Origin of the sequence: Pseudomonas sp. QE6 (genome assembly GCF_041379005.1) — a bacterium.
Classification (GTDB): Bacteria; Pseudomonadota; Gammaproteobacteria; order Pseudomonadales; family Pseudomonadaceae; genus Pseudomonas.
The window spans coordinates 5,641,365-5,661,789 of the sequence record NZ_CP166873.1; the positions used below are offsets into that span (position 1 = coordinate 5,641,365).

Consider the following 20,425-nt stretch of genomic DNA (forward strand, 5'->3'; position numbering starts at 1 on the left):
TCAATCATGAAGCTCAATCGTCCGATCGCCGGCCACTCAGGAGCCGGCTGATGGCTTCCATCGAGTATCCCCGATAGCTCAGGAACCGCCCCTGCTGGGCCCGCTCGCGGGCATCCTGCGGCAGTCGGGCGAACTTGCGACGCCAGACCTCCCTCAGGTTTTCACTCCAATCGACGCCCGATTCGCTCAGGGCACTGTCGATTTCGCCACGGGGCAAACCGCGTTGCGAAAGCTCCTCGCGAATCCGCACCGGACCGTATCCGGCCCGCGCACGACTGGCGATGTAGCTTTCCAGGTAGCGGCTTTCGTTGAGCAACCCCTCCTCGGCCAGACGGTCGAGGGCGGGGTCGATCAGTTCCTGCGCTGCACCGCGTTGCCGCAGCTTGCGCGAGAGCTCCGCCCGGCCATGCTCGCGTCGTGCTAGCAGGTCCATGGCGACCCGCCGCACCGCGACGGGGTTATCGAGCTCGACGGACATGGCGATCAGTAGTCGGCTTCAGCTTCCGCTTCGGCTTCCGCCGCCGCGAGTTCGGCCTTGGTCGGCGCCGGCTGGTTGGTCAGCAGCTGCTCGCGGATGGCCTTGTCGAGGGTGTTGCAGATTTCAGTGTTGTCTTCCAGGAACTTGGCGGCGTTGGCCTTGCCCTGGCCGATCTTGTTGCCCTGGTAGCTGTACCAGGCGCCGGACTTCTCGATCAGGCCCAGCTGCACGCCCAGGTCGATGATCTCGCCGGTGCGGTAGATGCCGCGGCCGTACATGATCTGGAACTCGGCCTGACGGAAGGGCGGAGCAACCTTGTTCTTCACGACCTTGACGCGGGTTTCGCTACCGACCACCTCGTCGCCTTCCTTCACCGCGCCGGTACGGCGGATGTCCAGGCGGACAGAGGAGTAGAACTTCAGCGCGTTACCACCGGTGGTGGTTTCCGGGTTGCCGAACATCACGCCGATCTTCATACGGATCTGGTTGATGAAGATGACCAGGCAGTTGGCGTTCTTGATGTTGCCGGTGATCTTGCGCAGGGCCTGGGACATCAGGCGCGCCTGCAGGCCGACGTGCTGATCACCCATCTCGCCTTCGATTTCGGCCTTGGGTACCAGGGCAGCCACGGAGTCGACGATGATCACGTCAACGGCGTTGGAGCGCACCAGCATGTCGGTGATTTCCAGGGCCTGTTCGCCGGTGTCCGGCTGGGAAACCAGCAGGTCGTCCACGTTGACGCCCAGCTTGCCGGCGTAGTCCGGGTCCAGGGCGTGTTCGGCGTCGACGAAGGCGCAGGTGGCGCCGGCCTTCTGGGCCTGGGCGATGACGGACAGGGTCAGGGTGGTCTTACCCGAGGATTCCGGACCGTAGATCTCGACGATACGGCCCTTCGGCAGGCCGCCGATGCCCAGGGCGATGTCCAAGCCCAGCGAGCCGGTGGAAATGGCCGGAATGGCCTGACGCTCATGGTCGCCCATGCGCATGACCGCGCCTTTGCCGAATTGGCGTTCGATCTGTCCCAGGGCCGCGGCCAGGGCGCGCTTCTTGTTCTCGTCCATTGAAGTCCTCGCGAAGTCAGGGGGCCGGACGGCCACGAACAACTGTATAAGTAGCCAGTATTATTCCACAGGGCAAGCCGCTCGCCTACCCCTGGAGCGGATTTTCCCCGTCCGCCAGTCGCAACAGCCCGGCCAGAGCGGTCGCCACGGTCTGCCGGCGCACCGCCTCCCGATCGCCGGCATACAGACGGCGTTCGCTGAACACCTGCTCGCCTTTCCCCCAGGCCAGCCAGACGGTGCCTACCGGCTTCTCGGCAGAACCGCCATCCGGACCGGCAACGCCGCTGACCGCCACGGCAATATCCGCACCGCTGCGCGGCAAAGCACCGGCCACCATGGCCTCCACCACTTCACGACTGACAGCGCCAACCTTCGGGAACAGCTCGGCCGGTACATCCAGCTGGCGAGTCTTCTGCTCATTGGAATAGGTGACGTAGCCCGCCTCGAACCAGGCCGAACTGCCGGGAATACGCGTGATCGCCTCGGCAATCCCGCCGCCGGTGCAGGATTCTGCGGTGGTGACGCGCAACTTGTTGGCAGCCAGTCGCGCGCCCAGTTGCGCGGAGAGTTCGGTGATCGAGGAATCGGTGAGGGGCACGGTGCGCTCCGGGGTTAAAGAAGGCCAGGCGGATACCGTACACTAGGCGCTTTTGCATGTTGAAGCCGGACAGCCAGAAGCCATGAGTCAAAGCGACCTCTCAGCTCACACTCCCATGATGCAGCAGTACTGGAGGCTGAAGAATCAGCACCCGGACCAACTGATGTTCTACCGCATGGGCGACTTCTACGAGCTGTTCTACGAGGACGCCAAGAAGGCCGCCAAGCTGCTGGACATCACCCTGACTGCCCGCGGCCAGTCAGCCGGCAATGCCATCCCCATGGCAGGCATCCCCTTCCACTCCGCCGAAGGCTACCTGGCCAAGCTGGTGAAGCTCGGCGAATCGGTGGTGATCTGCGAGCAGATCGGCGATCCGGCGACCAGCAAGGGTCCGGTGGAGCGTCAGGTCGTACGCATCCTCACTCCCGGCACCGTCAGTGACGAAGCGTTGCTCGACGAACGCCGCGACAACCTGATCGCCGCCGTGCTGGGTGACGAGCGCCTGTTCGGTCTGGCCGTGCTGGACATCACCAGTGGCCGCTTCAGCGTCCAGGAAATAAAGGGCTGGGAAACCCTGCTGGCGGAACTGGAACGCATGAACCCCGCCGAACTGTTGATCCCCGACGACTGGCCCCAGGGCCTGCCGGCGGAGAAGCGCCGTGGCTCGCGCCGCCGCGCGCCCTGGGATTTCGACCGCGACTCCGCGCACAAGAGCCTGTGCCAGCAGTTCGGCGTGCAGGACCTCAAGGGCTTCGGCTGCCAGGAACTGACCCTGGCCATCGGCGCCGCCGGCTGCCTGCTGGCCTACGCCAAGGAAACCCAGCGCACCGCCCTGCCGCACCTGCGCAGCCTGCGCCATGAGCGCATCGACGACACCGTCATCCTCGACGGTGCCAGCCGCCGCAACCTGGAGCTGGACACCAACCTTGCCGGTGGCCGCGACAATACCCTGCAGTCGGTGGTCGACCGCTGCCAGACCGCCATGGGCAGCCGTCTGCTGACCCGCTGGCTGAACCGACCGCTACGCGACCGCGCTGTCCTCGAAGCCCGCCAGGAGTCCATTGCCTGCCTGCTGGAACGCTATCGCTTCGAAATCCTCCAGCCGCAGCTCAAGGAAATCGGCGACGTCGAGCGCATCCTGGCTCGTATCGGCCTGCGTAACGCCCGTCCGCGCGACCTTGCCCGCCTGCGCGACGCCCTCGCCGCCCTGCCCGAGCTGCAGAACGGCATGACCGAACTGGAAGCCCCATACCTGGGCCAACTGGCTGGCAGCATCCGCACCTACCCGGAGCTGGCCGACCTGCTCGCCCGTGCGGTGATCGAGAACCCGCCGGCGGTGATCCGCGATGGCGGAGTGATCGCCCGTGGCTACGACGCCGAGCTGGACGAGCTGCAGATGCTCAGCGAGAACGCCGGCCAGTACCTGATGGACCTGGAGACCCGGGAAAAGGCCCGCACCGGCCTGCCGAACCTGAAGGTCGGCTACAACCGCATCCACGGCTATTACATCGAGTTGCCCCGCGTGCAGGCCGAGCAGGCGCCCGCCGACTATATCCGCCGGCAGACGCTGAAAGGCGCCGAGCGCTTCATCACCCCGGAGTTGAAAGCCTTCGAAGACAAGGCGCTGTCCGCCCAGAGCCGCGCCCTGGCCCGCGAAAAGCAGTTGTATGAAGAGCTGCTGGAACTGCTGATCGCCCAACTGGCGCCGCTGCAGGACACCGCCGCCGCCCTGGCCGAACTGGATGTGCTGTCGAACCTCGCCGAACGCGCCCTGAATCTCGACCTGAACCGCCCGCGCTTCGTCGAAGAGTCGGGCATCCTGATCGAGCAGGGTCGCCACCCGGTAGTCGAGCAGGTGCTGGATACGCCGTTCGTCGCCAACGACCTGAACCTCGACCAGGACACCCGCATGCTGGTGATTACCGGCCCGAACATGGGCGGTAAATCGACCTATATGCGGCAAACGGCGCTGATCGTGCTGCTGGCGCACATCGGCAGCTTCGTCCCGGCGGCCCGTTGCGAGCTGTCGTTGGTGGACCGCATCTTCACCCGCATCGGCTCTTCCGATGACCTCGCTGGCGGCCGCTCCACCTTCATGGTGGAGATGAGCGAAACCGCCAACATCCTGCACAACGCGACCGACCGCAGCCTGGTGCTGATGGATGAGGTCGGACGTGGCACCAGCACCTTCGACGGCCTGTCGCTGGCGTGGTCCGCTGCCGAGCATCTGGCCAGGCTGCGCGCCTTCACGCTGTTCGCCACCCACTATTTCGAGCTGACCGTGCTGCCGGAAAGCGAGCCGGCGGTGGCCAACGTGCACCTCAACGCCACCGAGCACAACGAGCGCATCGTGTTCCTGCACCACGTGCTGCCCGGCCCGGCCAGCCAGAGTTATGGCCTGGCAGTAGCCCAATTGGCCGGTGTGCCGGGTGCGGTCATTCAGCGCGCCCGCGAACACCTGGCCCGCCTGGAAACCACCAGCCTGCCCCACGAAGCCCCGCGCTCGAACGACCCGAAAAGCCCGGCGCCGCTGCAGAGCGACCTGTTCGCCAGCCTGCCGCACCCGGTCGTCGATGAGCTGATGCGCATCAGCCCCGACGACCTGACACCGCGTCAAGCTCTCGAATTGTTATATGCATGGAAGACGCGAGTCTGACGGACCGCGAAACAAGCTGTTAGAATCGCGCGCGCTTAGCCGCCCGCCTGAGGAGAGAATTAGAAAATGACCTTCGTCGTCACCGACAACTGCATCAAGTGCAAATACACCGACTGCGTGGAAGTCTGCCCGGTCGACTGCTTCTACGAAGGCCCGAACTTCCTGGTCATTCACCCGGATGAGTGCATCGATTGCGCCCTGTGCGAACCGGAGTGCCCGGCCCAGGCGATCTTCTCCGAGGACGAGGTCCCGGATGGCATGCAGGAATTCATCGAGCTGAACAAGGATCTGGCCGACGTCTGGCCGAACATCACCGAGAAGAAGGATTCGCTGCCGGACGCTGAAGAGTGGGATGGCAAGCCGAACAAGCTGCAGTACCTGGAGCGCTGATCTCCATCGCTGAAGACAAGAAAGGCCCGCCTCGCGCGGGCCTTTTCATTTCTGCGGCACTTTTCTGCGGGCAAAAAAAGGGGCGGGATAACCCGCCCACTCTTTCTTCCCTAGTTCATCATCCTGATGAATCGCCATCCTGCGATGTCCTGACCGGCATCCTTACCGGCCTGCGTCTTTCCGTGTACGCAGGGGTGATATTACTCGGCTGCCGCGTCGCAGCAACTGGGGCATTCTGCCCCACGCGCCCTTCTCTCAGGCTGACGCAGAGCAATAAATTCTTTATAAAACAACAAGATAAAAAACAATGAAGCTTGGACGAGCAGCATTTCAAGCTGAACGCTCACACGCCGTGTAAGCAAATGCTTACATCACGACGCATAAAAAAGCCCGGAATTATCCGGGCTTTTTCGAGGTCGACCGTTGTTACTGGAGCAAGGCGCTACTGGAACAAGGCGTCGCTGGAGAGACCATTCTTCTCGAGGATCTCGCGCAAGCGCTTGAGTGCCTCGACCTGGATCTGGCGAACCCGCTCGCGGGTCAGACCGATTTCCTGCCCAACCTCTTCCAGCGTGCTGCTTTCATGCCCGCGCAGGCCGAAGCGGCGAATCACCACTTCGCGCTGCTTGTCGGTCAGTTCCGACAACCACAGGTCGATGCTCTCACTGAGATCATCATCCTGCAGCAACTCGCAGGGATCGGTCGGCCGATCGTCCGTGAGCGTGTCGAGCAGCGTCTTGTCCGAGTCCGGGCCCAGCGAGACGTCTACGGAAGTCACCCGCTCGTTGAGGCCGAGCATGCGCTTGACCTCGTCCACCGGCTTCTCGAGCAGGTTGGCGATCTCCTCGGGCGAAGGCTCGTGGTCCAGCTTCTGGGTCAGTTCGCGAGCGGCCCGCAGGTAGACGTTGAGTTCCTTGACCACATGGATCGGCAGGCGAATGGTGCGGGTCTGGTTCATGATGGCCCGTTCGATGGTCTGTCGAATCCACCAGGTCGCATAGGTGGAAAAGCGGAAGCCACGCTCCGGATCGAACTTTTCCACAGCCCGGATCAGCCCGAGGTTGCCCTCTTCGATCAGATCGAGCAGCGAGAGTCCGCGATTGACGTAGCGCCGCGCGATCTTCACCACCAGACGCAGGTTGCTCTCGATCATTCTCCGTCGGCCGGCCGGGTCGCCCTTCTGCGCCAGACGCGCAAAATGAACTTCTTCTTCCGGGGTCAGCAGCGGCGAAAAGCCGATTTCATTGAGATACAGCTGCGTAGCGTCGAGCGCTCGCGTGTAGTCGATGTGTTTGTGTTGCTTGAGAGAGGAGAGTGCTGAGGCTTTGGGAGTGACTTGAAGCGATACCTGCTCTTCGGCAAGCGACTCTTCAAAAATGATGCCGGGCTCCAGAAGAAGCACTTCATCATCGACGTCAAACTCCGGCCCTTCTTTTTTAAGTGCCATGTCGTTATCCCTTGCTGAGTTCGACAACAAGCCCAGGTGCGTCCTTATCCTTAGGACACCAGGGCCCGCTCACCCACGCAGGGGAACAGCAAACGTCAACGACTTGGCAGGTATTGCAGAGGATCTACAGGCTTACCCTGGCGGCGAATCTCAAAGTGCAGCTTCACCCGGTCAGTCCCTGTGGAGCCCATCTCGGCAATGTTCTGCCCGACTTTGACCTGTTGCCCTTCCCGCACCAGCAACCTGCGGTTGTGACCGTAGGCGCTTACGTAGGTATCGCTGTGCTTGATGATCACGAGTTCGCCGTAGCCCCGCAAACCACTACCGGCGTACACAACCGTACCATTGGACGCAGCCAAGACAGGCTGGCCCAATTGCCCGGCTATATCAATCCCTTTATTCAAACTGCCGTTTGATGCAAAACGCCCAATCAGGGTGCCATTAGTCGGCCATATCCAGCCGCTCACACCACCACCTGACGGAGCCGGAGTTGCAGCGCCCGCGCTGGCCTGCGACGAAGGCGCAACGGTCGAGGTGGTCGGTTTACTGGCGCTGGATGTCGCAGGAGTCGATTTATTGACAACCACTGGAGCGACGGGCGTAGCATTTTTGGCGACGGACGGTTGTACCGACGCTGGCCCACCATCGAAGCGGATCGATTGTCCGGGGCGGATGGTATAAGGCGCGTCAATATTGTTGCGCGCGGCCAGGGCTTTCCAGTCCCAGCCGTAGCGGAAGGCAATGGAATACAGGGTGTCACCGCGACGTACCACGTACTGCCCGCTGGTCACTGCCGGCTTGCGCGCGGAGGCGCCGCCATCGACGACGGTGGTTCCGCTACGTGATGAGGTAGAACAGGCCGCCAGCAGAGAGCAAACGGCAATGGCCAGCACAGCGTGGCCCAGGCCCTTGATCCAGTTCCGTTGTCGCAGGGTCGCTGTCAAGCTCACCCATCCCCCTTATCCATGAATTACGTGCAGCCTGTCGGCCGATAGTGTATCCGCTGCCGCCTGGCTTGTTTCAGCCCAGCGGGCCGTTGAGCAGCGGAACGAAGCGTACGGAGTCCAGCACCTGGCGCTGGAAGCCATCCTCGGTGCGGACGATCAGCAGCAGTTGCTGGACCTCCCCGCCGCCCACCGGAATCACCAGTCGGCCGCCGGGCGCCAGCTGGTCCAGCAGTGCCTGCGGGACTTCGGCCGCTGCCGCGGTGACGATGATGCCGTTATAGGGCGCCAGAGCAGACCACCCTTCCCAGCCATCGCCCCAACGAAAGACAACATTTCGCAGGTTTAGCTCCGCAAGTCGCTCTTTCGCGCGATCCTGCAGGGCCTGGATGCGCTCGACCGAGAACACCCGCTCGACCAGCTGTGACAGCACGGCCGTCTGGTAGCCCGAGCCGGTGCCGATCTCCAGCACCTTGTCCAGGGGACCTGCCGCCAGCAGCAACTCGGTCATCCGCGCCACCATGAAGGGCTGCGAGATGGTCTGGTTGTGCCCAATGGGCAGCGCGGTGTCTTCATAGGCGCGATGCGCCAGCGCCTCGTCGACGAACAGGTGGCGCGGCGTGCGGCGAATCACTTCAAGCACATGGGCGTTGGACAGACCTTCCTCGTACAAGCGCTGGATCAGCCGCTCGCGCGTACGCTGGGAGGTCATGCCAATACCTCGGCGGGACAATTCATTGGCCATGGTCGAGCCCTCCGATCCAATCGCCAAGGATATTGAACGCCTCGCGGAAGGTCCGGTCCATCTGCAGCGGCGTGATGGACACATAGCCTTGCATCACCGCATGGAAATCCGTGCCCTCTCCACCGTCCTCGGCGTCGCCGGCAGCGGCGATCCAGTAGCCTTCCTTGCCGCGCGGGTTGACCACCTTGACCGGAGCGGCGGCGCGGGCACGATGACCCAGGCGAGTCAGCTGGATGCCCTTGATGCGATCGAGCGGGAGGTTGGGGATGTTCACGTTAAGCACGGTCCGCGGCGGCAGGGCGAGCTGCTCATGGGACTCCACCAGCAGGCGCGCGAAGTGCATCGCGGTGGGCAGGTTGTCCGTCAGGCGCGAGCACAGCGAAAAGGCGAACGCCGGGCGGGACAGGAAGCGTCCTTCCAGGGCAGCCGCCACGGTGCCGGAATACAGTACGTCGTCCCCCAGGTTGGCGCCGAGGTTGATGCCCGACACGACCATGTCCGGCAGCTCGTCCAGCAGGCCATTCAGGCCCAGGTGCACGCAGTCGGTCGGCGTACCGTTGAGGCTGATGAAGCCATTGCCGAGGCGATGGGGATGCAGCGGCCGGTCCAGCGTAAGCGAACTGCTCGCGCCGCTACGATCGGCTTCCGGGGCGATCACGACGCAGTCGGCATGATCGGACAGCGCGTCGTAAAGCGCGGCGATACCGGGTGCGGTGACCCCGTCGTCGTTGGCAATCAATATGCGCATGGGCTTTCCGTCTGCCCTGCCGGCACGAGTTCGATCAGCTCGCGCACGACCGCGGTGGCGAAGCAGCCAGCCGGCAGGACGAATTCCAGTTGCAGAATGTCAGGGGCGGGATAATGCCATGCCAGAGTCGGGATGGGGAGGCGCAGAATGCGCCGTTCGTGCGCCAGGTCCGCACTGGCAAGCCACTGGCAAAGCGCCATATCCGCTTGCTGGACGCTGCGCTCGATGTCGCCGGGAACGGCGGACGCCGGGGATTCGCCCTCGCCCCACATCGGTCCGGTTGGATGCAGGTCCAGCACTGCCAGCCGAGGATCGGCACATTCCGCCTCGCCGGCCGGGAAGAAGCTGCGGCTGTCGGTGAAGGCCAGCAGATCGCCGACCTGCGCCTGGTTCCAGGTGCCCTGCGCTACACGACGGGCCAGGACCTGGTTGAACAGATAGCTGCGCCCGGCCGAGAGCAGGCGCGAACGCATGTTGCGCTGCTCGGGCAGCTTGCCGCGCTCGGCGAAGCCCCGGGCATCGAAGACGTTGCCGCCGTCATGGCCGAAGCGTTGGGTGCCGAAGTAGTTGGGTACGCCGATCGCCGCGATGGCCTTCAGGCGCGTCTCCAACTGCGTCCGGTCCGCCTGCAGTTCGGTCAGGCGCAGGGTGAAACCGTTGGCCGAATGCGCGCCGCGCTGCAGTTTACGGCGATGGCGATTGCGCTCGAGGATGCGCAGGCTGCCGTCTTCGGCGGCGGACAGATCCGGATCGGCCTTGCCCGGCAGGTGCAGGCTGAACCACTGGCGGGTCAGTGCCTGGCGATCCTTGAGGCCGGCGTAGCTGATCATCTTCACCGGTACGCCGGCGGCGCGAGCCAGGCGGCGCGCCGCCTCTTCGGTGTTCAGGCCGCGTTTTTCCACCCACAGCCACAGGTGTTCGCCGTCACCCGCCAGCGGAATGTCCAGCACTTCATCGACCTGGAAGTCCTCGGCCACGGCCTTCAACACACCGTGCCCGCAAGGCTCTCCGTGGGCGCGCGGCCCCAGCAGCTCCAGTTCGGTCATGCGCGGCTCAGCAGGGCGACGGCGTGTACCGCGATGCCCTCTTCACGGCCGGTGAAGCCCAGTTTCTCGGTAGTGGTCGCCTTGACGTTGACCTGGTCGAGCTCGACCTTCAGGTCCGCGGCGATGGTCTCACGCATGGCCTGGATGTGCGGTGCCATCTTCGGCGCCTGGGCAATGATGGTGGTGTCGACGTTTTCCACCTTCCAGCCCTTGGCTTCCACCAGCGACAGCACGTGGCGCAGCAACACGCGGCTGTCGGCGCCCTTGAACTGCGGGTCGGTGTCGGGGAAATGCTTGCCGATATCGCCCAGTGCGCAGGCGCCCAGCAGCGCATCGGAAAGGGCATGCAGCAGTACGTCGCCGTCGGAATGGGCGATCAGCCCGAACTTGTGGGGAATGCGCACGCCGCCGAGAGTGATGAAGTCGCCCTCGCCAAAGCGATGCACGTCGTAGCCATGTCCGATTCGCATGAAAAAACGCCCTGTTGGAGTCAGGGCGTCGATTCTACCGGATCACTGGCATCAGGGTGTCAGCCACAGAGCACTGCAGCGTGGTGGCGCAGGTGATCTTCAATGAAGCTCGCAATGAAGTAGTAGCTGTGGTCGTACCCCGGCTGCAGACGCAGCTCCAGCGGGTGTCCGACCGCCGCAGCCGCTTCGCGCAGCGCTTCGGGCTTGAGCTGGACGGCGAGGAAGTCGTCCCGGTCGCCCTGGTCCACCAGGATCGGCAAGCGCTCGCTGGCGCCCGCCAGCAGTTCCACCGCATCCCATTCGCGCCAGGCGGACGGGTCTTCGCCGAGAAACCGACCCAGCGCCTTCTGCCCCCAGGGGCAATCGCTCGGGTGGGTAATGGGCGCGAAGGCCGATAGCGACAGATAACGGCCCGGATTGCGCAGGGCGCAGATCAACGCGCCGTGGCCACCCATAGAGTGACCGGTGATGCCGCGCCGCTGGGAGACCGGGAAATTGGCCTCGACCAGCGCGGGCAACTCCTGCACCACATAGTCGTGCATGCGGTAGTGGCGCGACCAGGGGTCCTGGGTGGCGTTGACGTAGAAGCCGGCACCCAGGCCGAAGTCCCAGGCGCCATCCGGATCACCCGGCACCTCGGGGCCGCGCGGGCTGGTATCCGGCGCCACGATCACCAGGCCCAGTTCAGCGGCCATGCGCTGGGCGCCGGCCTTCTGCATGAAGTTCTCGTCGGTGCAGGTCAGGCCGGACAGCCAGTACAGCACCGGCAGCCCTGCCTCGGGCTCGGCCTGGGGCGGCAGGTAAACCGCGAAGACCATGTCGCAACCGAGAGTTTCGGAGCGGTGGCGGTAGCGCTGATGCCAGCCGCCAAAACTTTTCTGGCTGCTGATCAGTTCGATGGAATCCGTCATGGAGTCCTCCTTTTCCGTGAGGCCGGGGCCGCGAAGCCCCGGCCACTCGATCAGTAATGGATGACGGAGCGGATGCTCTTGCCTTCGTGCATCAGGTCGAAGGCCTCGTTGATCTTCTCCAGACCCATGGTGTGGGTGATGAAGGTATCCAGCGGGATTTCGCCCTTCTGCGCCTTATCCACGTAGCTCGGCAGCTCGGTGCGGCCCTTCACGCCACCGAAGGCGGAACCACGCCACACGCGGCCGGTGACCAGCTGGAACGGACGGGTGCTGATTTCCTGGCCGGCACCGGCCACGCCGATGATGGTGGATTCGCCCCAGCCCTTGTGGCAGCACTCCAGCGCTGCACGCATCAGTTGCACGTTGCCGACGCATTCGAAGGAGTAATCCACGCCGCCGTCAGTCATCTCGACGATCACGTCCTGGATCGGCTTCTGGTGATCCTTCGGATTGACGAAGTCGGTGGCGCCCAGCTGCTTGGCAATGTCGAACTTGGCCGGGTTGATGTCCACCGCGATGATGCGCGAGGCCTTGGCCATCTTCGCGCCGATGATCGCCGCCAGGCCGATGCCACCCAGGCCGAAGATGGCGACGGTGGCGCCCTCTTCCACCTTGGCGGTGTTCAGCACTGCGCCGATGCCGGTGGTGACACCGCAGCCGAGCAGGCAGACCTTCTCCAGCGGCGCTTCCTCGGGGATCTTGGCCAGGGAGATTTCCGGCAGCACGGTGTACTCGGAGAAGGTCGAGCAGCCCATGTAGTGATAGATCGGCTCGCCCTTGTAGGAGAAGCGGCTGGTGCCGTCGGGCATCAGGCCCTTGCCCTGGGTGGCGCGCACGGCCTGGCAGAGGTTGGTCTTGCCGGATTTGCAGAATTTGCACTCGCGGCACTCGGCGGTGTACAGCGGGATCACATGGTCACCGACCTTCAGCGAGGTCACGCCCTCACCCACCGCCTCGACGATGCCACCGCCTTCGTGGCCGAGGATGCAGGGAAATACGCCCTCGGAATCCTGGCCGGACAGGGTGTAGGCGTCGGTATGGCAGACACCGGTGGCGACGATGCGTACCAGCACTTCGCCTTTCTTCGGCGGCGCCACATCGACTTCGACGATTTCCAACGGCTGGTTGGGAGCGAAGGCGACGGCGGCACGGGATTTGATCATCTGGAAACTCCTGAACGAAGGAAAGCGACAACGCCCGCAGCAGCGCGGGCGGGGTTCGGCAGCGGGGCCGAGGAAACCGGCGACGCGGCAGTGCCGCGTCGGAGATTGTCCGGGGCAGTTGGCGAAAAGCGTGCCCCAAAGCCTTAGAAGTGTAGAAAACCCCGTTTCAGGGAATAATCAGGCAATAATCAAAACATTATTGCCATACAGGGATAATCCAGATGCACCGCTGGGAAGGACTGGACGAATTCGTCGCCGTCGCCGAAACCGGCCAATTCACCGCCGCCGCCGAACGCCTGGGCGTGTCGTCGTCCCATGTCAGCCGTCAGGTGGCGCGACTGGAAGAACGCCTGCAGACCCGCCTGCTCTACCGCAATACCCGCAAGGTCACCCTGAGCGAGGCCGGGCAGACCTTCCTGCAACATTGCCGCCGTTTGCAGGATGCCCGCGAGGAAGCGCTGCGCGCGGTCAGCGACCTCTCCGCCGAGCCCAAGGGCCTGCTGCGCATGACCTGCGCGGTGGCCTATGGCGAACGCTTCGTGGTGCCGCTGGTGAACGAGTTCATGGCGCAGTTTCCGCAACTGCGGGTGGAGATCGAGCTGTCCAACCGCCAGCTCGACCTGCTGCACGAAGGTTTCGACCTGGCGATTCGCCTGGGACGCCTGAGCGACTCGCGGCTGGTGGCGACCCGCCTGGCGCCGAGGGTGATGTACCTGTGCGCCACCCCGGAATACCTGGCGCGCCACGGCTCGCCGCAGAGCGTCGCGGAGCTGGCGCAGCACAATTGTCTGGTGGGCAGCAGCGACCAGTGGAGCTTCCTCGAGGATGGCCGGGAAACCCAGCACCGGGTGCAGGGCAACTGGCGCTGCAACAGCGGCCAGGCGGTGCTCGATGCGGTGCTGCGCGGCTTCGGCCTGTGCCAGCTGCCGGACTACTACGTGCTGGAACATCTGCGCAGCGGCCGCCTGCTGTCCCTGCTGGAGGCACACCAGCCGCCGAATACCGGCGTCTGGGCACTTTATCCACAGCAGCGGCACCTGTCGCCCAAGGTCCGGCAACTGGTGGATCATCTGAAGGACGGTTTGCAGCACCTGCAGCCGTCCCCGTTGCCCTGACGCAAGCACCGAACAGTCGCCTTGGCTAGAATGGGCGGTTTTCCACCCTTTGGCTCAAGGACGACGAGATGTCAGCCCTTTCATCCTTCCGTGAGCGCTATCTCCTGCGCTTCTGGTCGCCACTGCCGACGCTGATCGCCCTGGGCGTCGCGTCCGCCTATTACTTCGCCATGACCGGTACCTTCTGGGCCGTCACCGGCGAGTTCACCCGCTGGGGCGGCCATGTGCTGTCCTGGTTCGGACTCCAGCCGCAGGAGTGGAGCTACTTCAGGATCATCGGCCTGCAGGGCACGCCGCTTGATCGCATCGATGGCGTGATGATCATCGGCATGTTCCTCGGCGCTCTGGTCTGCGCGCTCTGGGCCGGCAACGTCAGCCTGCGCTGGCCAACCAGCAAGCGGCGCTTGCTGCAGGGCCTGATCGGCGGGGTGATCGCCGGCTTCGGCGCGCGCCTGGCGATGGGCTGCAACCTGGCGGCCTTCTTCACCGGGATTCCGATGTTCTCGGTGCACGCCTGGGCCTTCATGTTCTCCACCGTGATCGGCGCCTGGTTCGGGGTGAAGATCAGCCTGCTGCCTTTCCTGCGCATTCCGCTGAAAGTCGGCGGCAAGGCCGCGGCACTGCCAAGCGCCGAAGCCCTGGCCCGCCGCGCCAAACTGCAATGGCGCCTTGGACTGGCCGTGCTGGTGATCGCCGCGCTGTTCGCTGCCTGGCGCTTCGAAGTTTCCCTGGTGCTGGGCATGGCCTGCCTGTTCGGCCTGTTGTTCGGTGGCCTGATCGAGCGCGCGCAGATCTGCTTCACCAGCGCCGCCCGTGACCTCTGGACCACCGGCCGCACCCAGGCGGCGCTGGGCATCCTGCTGGGCATGGCGGCCGCCTGCGTCGGCACCTTCGCGGCGATCCACAATGGCCTGCCGCCGAAGATCTTCTGGATGGGCCCGAACGCCGTGATCGGTGGCCTGCTGTTCGGCATCGGCATCGTGCTGGCCGGCGGCTGCGAAACCGGCTGGATGTACCGCTCGATGGAAGGCCAGGTGCACTTCTGGGTGGTCGGCGTCGGCAACGTGATCGGCGGCACCCTGGTCGCGGTGTTCTGGGACCAGCTGGGCACCAGCCTCGCCCTGCCCTATCCCAAACTCAACCTGCTGCAGGCGTTCGGTCCCGGCGGCGGCCTGCTGATCACCTTCGCCGGCCTCGCCCTGTGCATGCTGCTGGTGCAACTGAACGCGCAACGCTTCACTCGTAAACGGAAAGCCAACGATGTCCGACACCAAGACGCCGACGCTGTCGCTTGACCTGCGCGGCGAACACTGCCCGTACAACGCCATCGCCACCCTGGAAACCCTGGAGACGCTCAAGCCGGGCGATCTGCTGGAGGTGATCACCGATTGTTCGCAGTCGGTGCATGGCATTCCGGAAGACACCAAGCGCCACGGCTATCACTGCCTGGCAGTGGAGCAGCACGGGGCGCTGTTCCGTTTTCTGATCGAAGTGCCGTTGCTGGGCTGAAGCAGATTTCGTAGGGCGGATAACCTGTTCCAGGTTATCCGCCCTACGGTACCGGGATACGGCTGCTTTTGTAGGAGCGGGTCTTATCCGTGATTTCCCTGAGGGATTTCGCGGACAAGGTCCGCTTGTGTCTGCCGTCGCTCAACGGCATGAGCGGATGGCGAATAGCGCCCATAAGACGATTACGAAAAATCAGTGCTTGGCGAAATTGCGCTGCAGGCGCTGCAGGTCTTCCGGAGTGGTGACCTTGATGTTGTCCACCCGCCCTTCCACCATGCGCGGCGCATAGCCCGCCCACTCCATGGCCGAGGCTTCGTCGGTGATGGCCGCATCGGCCACCAGTGCATCGGCGAGCGCACGGTGCAGCGCGCCCAGGCGGAACATCTGCGGGGTGTAGGCCTGCCAGACCACGCTGCGGTCGATGGTTTCGAGCACGCGGCCGTCGGCGCCGACGCGCTTCAGAGTATCCCGCGCGGGCACGCCGAGCAGGCCACCTACCGCGTCATTGCCCAGCTCATCCAGCAGGCGGTCGAGATCGGCTCGCGCCAGGTTCGGCCGGGCCGCGTCATGCACCAGCACCCAATCGTCGGAAGCAGCGCCCAGCTCGGTCAGGCGCAGCAAGCCATTGAGCACGGAATCGGCGCGCTCGCGGCCGCCTTCGGCACGCTGGATCAGCTCATTGGAGGCGCTGGGCAGGGTCGGCCACCAGGGATCGTCGGCTGCCAGGCACACCACCAGGCCCTTGAGCCGGGGATGGCCAAGGAAACAGTCGAGGGTACGTTCGAGAATGCTGCGACCGGCGAGGTCGAGGTATTGCTTGGGGCGGTCGGCGCGCATCCGCGAACCGATGCCGGCGGCCGGGATCACGGCCCAAAAGGCGGGAGTGGTCATTGCGCGAGCTGGTAGAGGGTTTCCTTGTCCTTGACCATGCCGAGTTCGTGGCGGGCACGTTCCTCGACTGTCTCGGTGCCTTTCTTGAGCTCGGCCACTTCGGCCTCGAGGATGCGGTTACGTTCGAGCAGGCGCTCGTTCTCGCCCTGCTGGTCGGCGATCTGCTTTTGCAGGTCGCGCACCTGCGCCAGGCTGCCATCGCCGACCCACAGGCGATACTGCAAGCCGGCCAGCGCCAGGATCAGCACGACGAACAGCCAATAAGGGCTACGTAACCTCAAACCATCAGCTCCATATGCAAAGGGGTGGCTCCTGCCACCCCTTCACCGTACCAGACTAGGATCAGCCGCGGAATTCCGCGCGACCACGGTACGGCGCCTTGGCGCCCAGTTGCTCTTCGATGCGCAGCAGCTGGTTGTACTTGGAAACGCGATCGGAGCGGCACAGGGAGCCGGTCTTGATCTGACCAGCGGCGGTGCCGACGGCCAGGTCAGCGATGGTGCTGTCCTCGGTTTCGCCCGAACGGTGCGAGATCACCGCGGTGAAGCCGGCGGCCTTGGCCATCTGGATGGCTTCCAGGGTCTCGGTCAGCGAGCCGATCTGGTTGAACTTGATCAGGATCGAGTTGCCGATCTTCTCTTCGATGCCGCGCTTGAGGATCTTGGTGTTGGTCACGAACAGGTCGTCACCGACCAGTTGCACCTTCTCACCGATCTTGTCGGTCAGGACTTTCCAGCCAGCCCAGTCGGACTCGTCCATGCCGTCTTCGATGGAGATGATCGGGTAGCGCTGGGTCAGGCCGGCCAGGTAGTCGGCGAAACCTTCGGCGCTGAACACCTTGCCTTCGCCTTCGAGGTCGTACTGGCCGTCCTTGAAGAACTCGGAGGAGGCGCAGTCCAGGGCCAGGGTCACGTCTTCACCCAGCTTGTAGCCGGCGTTGGCGACGGCTTCGGCGATGGCGGCCAGGGCGTCTTCGTTGGAAGCCAGGTTCGGCGCGAAGCCACCTTCGTCACCCACGGCGGTGTTCAGGCCACGGGCCTTCAGCACGGCTTTGAGGTGATGGAAGATTTCGGCGCCCATGCGCAGCGCGTCGGCGAAGTTCTTGGCGCCAACCGGCTGAACCATGAACTCCTGGATGTCGACGTTGTTATCGGCGTGCTCGCCACCGTTGATGATGTTCATCATCGGAACCGGCATGGAGTACTGGCCCGGGGTGCCGTTCAGGTCGGCGATGTGCGCGTACAGCGGCACGCCCTTGGCCTGAGCGGCAGCCTTGGCGGCAGCCAGGGATACGGCCAGGATGGCGTTGGCGCCCAGCTTGCCTTTGTTCTCGGTGCCGTCGAGGTCGATCATCGCGTGATCCAGACCTTTCTGGTCAGCCGCATCCTTGCCCAGCAGCAGGTCGCGGATCGGGCCGTTGATGTTGGCCACGGCCTTCAGCACGCCCTTGCCCAGGTAACGGCTCTTGTCGCCATCGCGCAGTTCGAGAGCCTCACGGGAACCGGTGGATGCACCGGACGGGGCGCAAGCGCTGCCGACGATGCCGTTGTCCAGGATCACGTCCGCTTCAACGGTCGGGTTGCCGCGGGAGTCCAGGACCTCACGGCCCTTGATGTCGACGATCTTTGCCATTCTTGATAACACTCCGAAGATAGAGATAAACGGGGCGGCTGGTGAGACTCAGGCGGTCTCGATGGTGGGGAAACTCTTGACCAGGTCGTCCAGCTGCTTGAGCTGGGACAGGAAAGGCTCGAGCTTGTTCAGGCGCAGGGCGCACGGGCCGTCGCATTTCGCATTCTCGGGGTCCGGGTGGGCCTCCAGGAACAGGCCGGCCAGGCCCTGGCTCATGCCGGCCTTGGCCAGGTCGGTGACCTGGGCGCGGCGGCCGCCGGCGGAATCGGCGCGACCGCCCGGCATCTGCAGGGCGTGGGTGACGTCGAAGAATACCGGGTACTCGAACTGCTTCATGATGCCGAAGCCGAGCATGTCCACCACCAGGTTGTTGTACCCGAAGGAGGAGCCACGCTCGCAGAGGATCAGTTGGTCGTTGCCCGCCTCCTCGCACTTGCGCAGGATGTGTTTCATCTCCTGCGGCGCGAGGAACTGGGCTTTCTTGATGTTGATCACCGCGTTGGTCTTGGCCATGGCCACGACCAGGTCGGTCTGCCGGGACAGGAAGGCCGGCAGCTGGATGATGTCGCAGACCTCGGCCACCGGAGCGGCCTGGTAGGGCTCGTGCACGTCGGTGATGACCGGCACCTTGAAGGTCTTCTTGATCTCTTCGAAGATCTTCAGCCCCTCTTCCATGCCCGGACCACGGAACGAGGTGATCGAGGAACGGTTGGCCTTGTCGAAGCTGGCCTTGAATACGTAGGGGATGCCCAGTTTCTGGGTAACCGTCACGTACTCTTCGCAGACCTGCATCGCCAGGTCGCGCGACTCCAGCACGTTCATGCCGCCGAACAGCACGAACGGCAGGTCGTTGCCGATCTGGATATCACCGACGCGGATGATCTTCTGGGTCATGCTCAGGCCTTCCCGGCTTGCTTCAGCGCAGCGTTGACGAAGCCGCTGAACAGCGGGTGGCCATCACGCGGGGTGGAAGTGAATTCCGGGTGGAACTGGCAGGCGACGAACCACGGATGATCCGGGGCCTCGACCACTTCGACCAGCGCGCCGTCACCGGAGCGGCCGGAAATCTTCAGGCCGGCGGCTTCCAGTTGCGGACGCAGGTTGTTGTTCACTTCGTAGCGGTGGCGGTGACGCTCGACGATCACGTCCTTGCCGTAGCAGTCGTGCACCAGGGTACCAGCCTGCAGCAGGCATTCCTGGGCGCCCAGGCGCATGGTGCCGCCCAGGTCGGAAGCCTCGGTGCGCACTTCGGTGGCGCCAGTGGCGTCCTGCCATTCGGTGATCAGGCCGACGACCGGGTGGCCGCTGGACTTGTCGAATTCGGTGGAGTTGGCATCGGTCCAGCCCAGCACGTTGCGGGCGTATTCGATGACGGCCACCTGCATGCCCAGGCAGATGCCCAGGTACGGAACCTTGTTCTCACGGGCGTACTGCACGGCAGTGATCTTGCCTTCCACGCCGCGCAGGCCGAAGCCGCCCGGAACCAGGATGGCGTCGGCGCCTTCGAGCAGGCCGGTGCCCTGCTGCTCGATGTCTTCGGAGTCGATGTAGCGCAGGTTGACCTTGGTGCGGCTCTGGATGCCGGCGTGGGTCATGGCTTCGATCAGCGACTTGTAGGCGTCGAGCAGTTCCATGTACTTGCCGACCATGGCGATGGTGACTTCACGCTCGGGGTTGAGCTTGGCGTCGACCACGCGATCCCACTCGGACAGGTCGGCCGGGCCGCACTCCAGGCCGAAGCGCTCGACGACGAAGTCATCGACGCCCTGGGCGTGCAGTACGGACGGAATGCGGTAGATGGTGTCGACGTCTTCCAGCGAGATGACCGCGCGCTCTTCCACGTTGGTGAAGAGGGCGATCTTGCGGCGGGAGGAGACGTCCACCGGATGATCGGAGCGGCAGACCAGGATGTCCGGCTGCAGGCCGATGGAGCGCAGCTCCTTGACCGAGTGCTGGGTCGGTTTGGTCTTGGTTTCGCCGGCGGTGGCGATGTACGGAACCAGCGTCAGGTGCATCAGCATGGCGCGGCGCGAACCGATTTCCACGCGCAGCTGGCGGATGGCCTCGAGGAAGGGTTGCGACTCGATGTCACCCACGGTGCCACCGACTTCCACCAGGGCCACGTCGGCATCGCCGGCGCCCTTGATGATGCGACGCTTGATCTCGTCGGTGATGTGCGGGATCACCTGCACGGTGGCGCCCAGGTAGTCGCCGCGGCGCTCCTTGCGCAGCACGTCCATGTAGACGCGGCCGGTAGTGAAGTTGTTGTTCTGGGTCATCGTGGTGCGCACGAAACGCTCGTAGTGGCCCAGGTCGAGGTCGGTCTCGGCGCCGTCGTGGGTGACGAACACCTCACCGTGCTGGAACGGGCTCATGGTGCCCGGATCGACGTTGATATAGGGGTCCAGCTTGAGCATCGTGATCTTCAAGCCACGCGCTTCCAGAATGGCAGCCAAGGAAGCCGAGGCGATGCCTTTCCCCAATGAAGAAACAACACCACCCGTGACGAAGATGTAGCGCGTCATGAAAAGCCCTGAATGTCAGCGTTTAGGCGGCTCGGCCGCCGGGGAAGCGAAGGTGTCGGGTCTGGGACCCGGCTCACGACTTCGTCGTGAAAATAG

Annotated in this window: 22 protein-coding genes; 6 read left to right on the forward strand and 16 right to left on the reverse strand. The window is 64.2% G+C overall.

What is annotated here, in order from left to right:
* Positions 1–13 precede the first annotated feature (13 nt).
* From recX to ACAW63_RS25765, 3 genes are all read right to left on the reverse strand, one after another.
* Complete coding sequence (gene recX / locus ACAW63_RS25755) at positions 14–478, reverse strand: recombination regulator RecX (protein WP_371230172.1); 465 nt, start codon at positions 476–478, stop codon at positions 14–16.
* A gap of 5 nt (positions 479–483) precedes the next feature.
* On the reverse strand, positions 484–1,539 hold the full coding sequence (gene recA / locus ACAW63_RS25760; RefSeq protein ID WP_152224972.1) for a recombinase RecA: 1,056 nt from the start codon (positions 1,537–1,539) through the stop codon (positions 484–486).
* Between the two features lie 85 nt (positions 1,540–1,624).
* On the reverse strand, positions 1,625–2,137 hold the full coding sequence (locus ACAW63_RS25765; RefSeq protein ID WP_371230174.1) for a CinA family protein: 513 nt from the start codon (positions 2,135–2,137) through the stop codon (positions 1,625–1,627).
* A gap of 82 nt (positions 2,138–2,219) precedes the next feature.
* Here ACAW63_RS25765 and mutS point away from each other — a divergent pair, with 82 nt between their 5' ends.
* The 3 genes from mutS (at position 2,220) to ACAW63_RS25780 (ending at position 5,494) form a co-directional block, all read left to right on the forward strand.
* Complete coding sequence (gene mutS / locus ACAW63_RS25770; protein ID WP_371230176.1) at positions 2,220–4,793, forward strand: DNA mismatch repair protein MutS; 2,574 nt, start codon at positions 2,220–2,222, stop codon at positions 4,791–4,793.
* Positions 4,794–4,859: 66 nt separating this feature from the next.
* On the forward strand, positions 4,860–5,183 hold the full coding sequence (gene fdxA / locus ACAW63_RS25775) for a ferredoxin FdxA (protein ID WP_371230178.1): 324 nt from the start codon (positions 4,860–4,862) through the stop codon (positions 5,181–5,183).
* Entirely contained in the window at positions 5,141–5,494 is a 354-nt protein-coding gene (locus ACAW63_RS25780) for a hypothetical protein (RefSeq protein WP_371230179.1), read from the forward strand. Before fdxA ends, ACAW63_RS25780 begins: the two co-directional genes overlap by 43 nt.
* Positions 5,495–5,625: 131 nt before the next feature.
* Here ACAW63_RS25780 and rpoS read toward each other — a convergent pair whose 3' ends face one another.
* The 8 genes from rpoS to ACAW63_RS25820 form a co-directional block, all read right to left on the reverse strand.
* Positions 5,626–6,630, reverse strand: a complete 1,005-nt coding sequence (gene rpoS, locus ACAW63_RS25785; protein ID WP_371230181.1) for an RNA polymerase sigma factor RpoS — start codon at positions 6,628–6,630, stop codon at positions 5,626–5,628.
* Between the two features lie 95 nt (positions 6,631–6,725).
* Complete coding sequence (locus tag ACAW63_RS25790) at positions 6,726–7,580, reverse strand: peptidoglycan DD-metalloendopeptidase family protein (RefSeq protein WP_371230183.1); 855 nt, start codon at positions 7,578–7,580, stop codon at positions 6,726–6,728.
* A gap of 70 nt (positions 7,581–7,650) precedes the next feature.
* The gene (locus ACAW63_RS25795) at positions 7,651–8,286 is read right to left on the reverse strand and encodes a protein-L-isoaspartate(D-aspartate) O-methyltransferase (protein ID WP_152224982.1); all 636 of its coding nucleotides are present in this window, start codon (positions 8,284–8,286) and stop codon (positions 7,651–7,653) included.
* 22 nt (positions 8,287–8,308) lie between these two features.
* A complete protein-coding gene (gene surE / locus ACAW63_RS25800) occupies positions 8,309–9,067 on the reverse strand; it encodes a 5'/3'-nucleotidase SurE (protein ID WP_275608214.1) in 759 nt (252 codons plus the stop codon).
* Positions 9,055–10,113, reverse strand: coding sequence for a tRNA pseudouridine(13) synthase TruD (gene truD, locus ACAW63_RS25805; RefSeq protein WP_371230185.1), 1,059 nt, complete (start codon positions 10,111–10,113; stop codon positions 9,055–9,057). Before truD ends, surE begins: the two co-directional genes overlap by 13 nt.
* Complete coding sequence (ispF, locus tag ACAW63_RS25810; RefSeq protein ID WP_017521207.1) at positions 10,110–10,583, reverse strand: 2-C-methyl-D-erythritol 2,4-cyclodiphosphate synthase; 474 nt, start codon at positions 10,581–10,583, stop codon at positions 10,110–10,112. Before ispF ends, truD begins: the two co-directional genes overlap by 4 nt.
* Positions 10,584–10,642: 59 nt before the next feature.
* Positions 10,643–11,494, reverse strand: a complete 852-nt coding sequence (gene fghA / locus ACAW63_RS25815; protein ID WP_371230186.1) for an S-formylglutathione hydrolase — start codon at positions 11,492–11,494, stop codon at positions 10,643–10,645.
* A gap of 50 nt (positions 11,495–11,544) precedes the next feature.
* Positions 11,545–12,657, reverse strand: a complete 1,113-nt coding sequence (locus ACAW63_RS25820; protein ID WP_371230188.1) for an S-(hydroxymethyl)glutathione dehydrogenase/class III alcohol dehydrogenase — start codon at positions 12,655–12,657, stop codon at positions 11,545–11,547.
* 221 nt (positions 12,658–12,878) lie between these two features.
* Between ACAW63_RS25820 and ACAW63_RS25825 the strand changes: the two genes are divergently transcribed.
* The 3 genes from ACAW63_RS25825 (at position 12,879) to yedF (ending at position 15,281) form a co-directional block, all read left to right on the forward strand.
* Positions 12,879–13,772, forward strand: coding sequence for a LysR substrate-binding domain-containing protein (locus ACAW63_RS25825; RefSeq protein ID WP_275608218.1), 894 nt, complete (start codon positions 12,879–12,881; stop codon positions 13,770–13,772).
* Between the two features lie 68 nt (positions 13,773–13,840).
* A complete protein-coding gene (gene yedE / locus ACAW63_RS25830; protein ID WP_371230190.1) occupies positions 13,841–15,067 on the forward strand; it encodes a selenium metabolism membrane protein YedE/FdhT in 1,227 nt (408 codons plus the stop codon).
* Positions 15,033–15,281, forward strand: a complete 249-nt coding sequence (gene yedF / locus ACAW63_RS25835; RefSeq protein WP_371230192.1) for a sulfurtransferase-like selenium metabolism protein YedF — start codon at positions 15,033–15,035, stop codon at positions 15,279–15,281. The genes yedE and yedF overlap by 35 nt, the downstream gene beginning before the upstream one ends.
* A 192-nt stretch (positions 15,282–15,473) precedes the next feature.
* Here yedF and ispD read toward each other — a convergent pair whose 3' ends face one another.
* From ispD to ACAW63_RS25860, 5 genes are all read right to left on the reverse strand, one after another.
* Positions 15,474–16,172 carry a 2-C-methyl-D-erythritol 4-phosphate cytidylyltransferase gene (gene ispD, locus ACAW63_RS25840; RefSeq protein ID WP_371230193.1) on the reverse strand — a complete coding sequence of 233 codons (699 nt, stop codon included), beginning with the start codon at positions 16,170–16,172 and terminating at the stop codon, positions 15,474–15,476.
* Positions 16,169–16,453 carry a cell division protein FtsB gene (ftsB, locus tag ACAW63_RS25845; RefSeq protein WP_017521200.1) on the reverse strand — a complete coding sequence of 95 codons (285 nt, stop codon included), beginning with the start codon at positions 16,451–16,453 and terminating at the stop codon, positions 16,169–16,171. The genes ispD and ftsB overlap by 4 nt, the downstream gene beginning before the upstream one ends.
* Before the next feature lie 61 nt (positions 16,454–16,514).
* Positions 16,515–17,804, reverse strand: coding sequence for a phosphopyruvate hydratase (eno, locus tag ACAW63_RS25850; protein ID WP_275608222.1), 1,290 nt, complete (start codon positions 17,802–17,804; stop codon positions 16,515–16,517).
* A 48-nt stretch (positions 17,805–17,852) separates the two neighbouring features.
* Positions 17,853–18,698: a 3-deoxy-8-phosphooctulonate synthase gene (gene kdsA / locus ACAW63_RS25855; protein ID WP_371230195.1), complete on the reverse strand. Its 846-nt coding sequence runs from the start codon at positions 18,696–18,698 to the stop codon at positions 17,853–17,855.
* A gap of 2 nt (positions 18,699–18,700) precedes the next feature.
* A complete protein-coding gene (locus ACAW63_RS25860) occupies positions 18,701–20,329 on the reverse strand; it encodes a CTP synthase (RefSeq protein ID WP_254470769.1) in 1,629 nt (542 codons plus the stop codon).
* Positions 20,330–20,425 lie beyond the last annotated feature (96 nt).

What these genes read in the sequence shown, in the direction of transcription:
- ACAW63_RS25820 (WP_371230188.1), bottom strand. Translation starts at nt 12,657, where the DNA reads ATGATCAAATCCCGTGCCGCCGTCGCCTTCGCTCCCAACCAGCCGTTG.
- eno (WP_275608222.1), bottom strand. Translation starts at nt 17,804, where the DNA reads ATGGCAAAGATCGTCGACATCAAGGGCCGTGAGGTCCTGGACTCCCGC.
- yedE (WP_371230190.1), top strand. Translation starts at nt 13,841, where the DNA reads ATGTCAGCCCTTTCATCCTTCCGTGAGCGCTATCTCCTGCGCTTCTGG.
- rpoS (WP_371230181.1), bottom strand. Translation starts at nt 6,630, where the DNA reads ATGGCACTTAAAAAAGAAGGGCCGGAGTTTGACGTCGATGATGAAGTG.
- ACAW63_RS25860 (WP_254470769.1), bottom strand. Translation starts at nt 20,329, where the DNA reads ATGACGCGCTACATCTTCGTCACGGGTGGTGTTGTTTCTTCATTGGGG.
- fghA (WP_371230186.1), bottom strand. Translation starts at nt 11,494, where the DNA reads ATGACGGATTCCATCGAACTGATCAGCAGCCAGAAAAGTTTTGGCGGC.
- surE (WP_275608214.1), bottom strand. Translation starts at nt 9,067, where the DNA reads ATGCGCATATTGATTGCCAACGACGACGGGGTCACCGCACCCGGTATC.
- mutS (WP_371230176.1), top strand. Translation starts at nt 2,220, where the DNA reads ATGAGTCAAAGCGACCTCTCAGCTCACACTCCCATGATGCAGCAGTAC.
- kdsA (WP_371230195.1), bottom strand. Translation starts at nt 18,698, where the DNA reads ATGACCCAGAAGATCATCCGCGTCGGTGATATCCAGATCGGCAACGAC.
- recA (WP_152224972.1), bottom strand. Translation starts at nt 1,539, where the DNA reads ATGGACGAGAACAAGAAGCGCGCCCTGGCCGCGGCCCTGGGACAGATC.
- truD (WP_371230185.1), bottom strand. Translation starts at nt 10,113, where the DNA reads ATGACCGAACTGGAGCTGCTGGGGCCGCGCGCCCACGGAGAGCCTTGC.
- recX (WP_371230172.1), bottom strand. Translation starts at nt 478, where the DNA reads ATGTCCGTCGAGCTCGATAACCCCGTCGCGGTGCGGCGGGTCGCCATG.
- ACAW63_RS25825 (WP_275608218.1), top strand. Translation starts at nt 12,879, where the DNA reads ATGCACCGCTGGGAAGGACTGGACGAATTCGTCGCCGTCGCCGAAACC.
- ACAW63_RS25795 (WP_152224982.1), bottom strand. Translation starts at nt 8,286, where the DNA reads ATGACCTCCCAGCGTACGCGCGAGCGGCTGATCCAGCGCTTGTACGAG.
- fdxA (WP_371230178.1), top strand. Translation starts at nt 4,860, where the DNA reads ATGACCTTCGTCGTCACCGACAACTGCATCAAGTGCAAATACACCGAC.
- ispF (WP_017521207.1), bottom strand. Translation starts at nt 10,583, where the DNA reads ATGCGAATCGGACATGGCTACGACGTGCATCGCTTTGGCGAGGGCGAC.
- ispD (WP_371230193.1), bottom strand. Translation starts at nt 16,172, where the DNA reads ATGACCACTCCCGCCTTTTGGGCCGTGATCCCGGCCGCCGGCATCGGT.
- yedF (WP_371230192.1), top strand. Translation starts at nt 15,033, where the DNA reads ATGTCCGACACCAAGACGCCGACGCTGTCGCTTGACCTGCGCGGCGAA.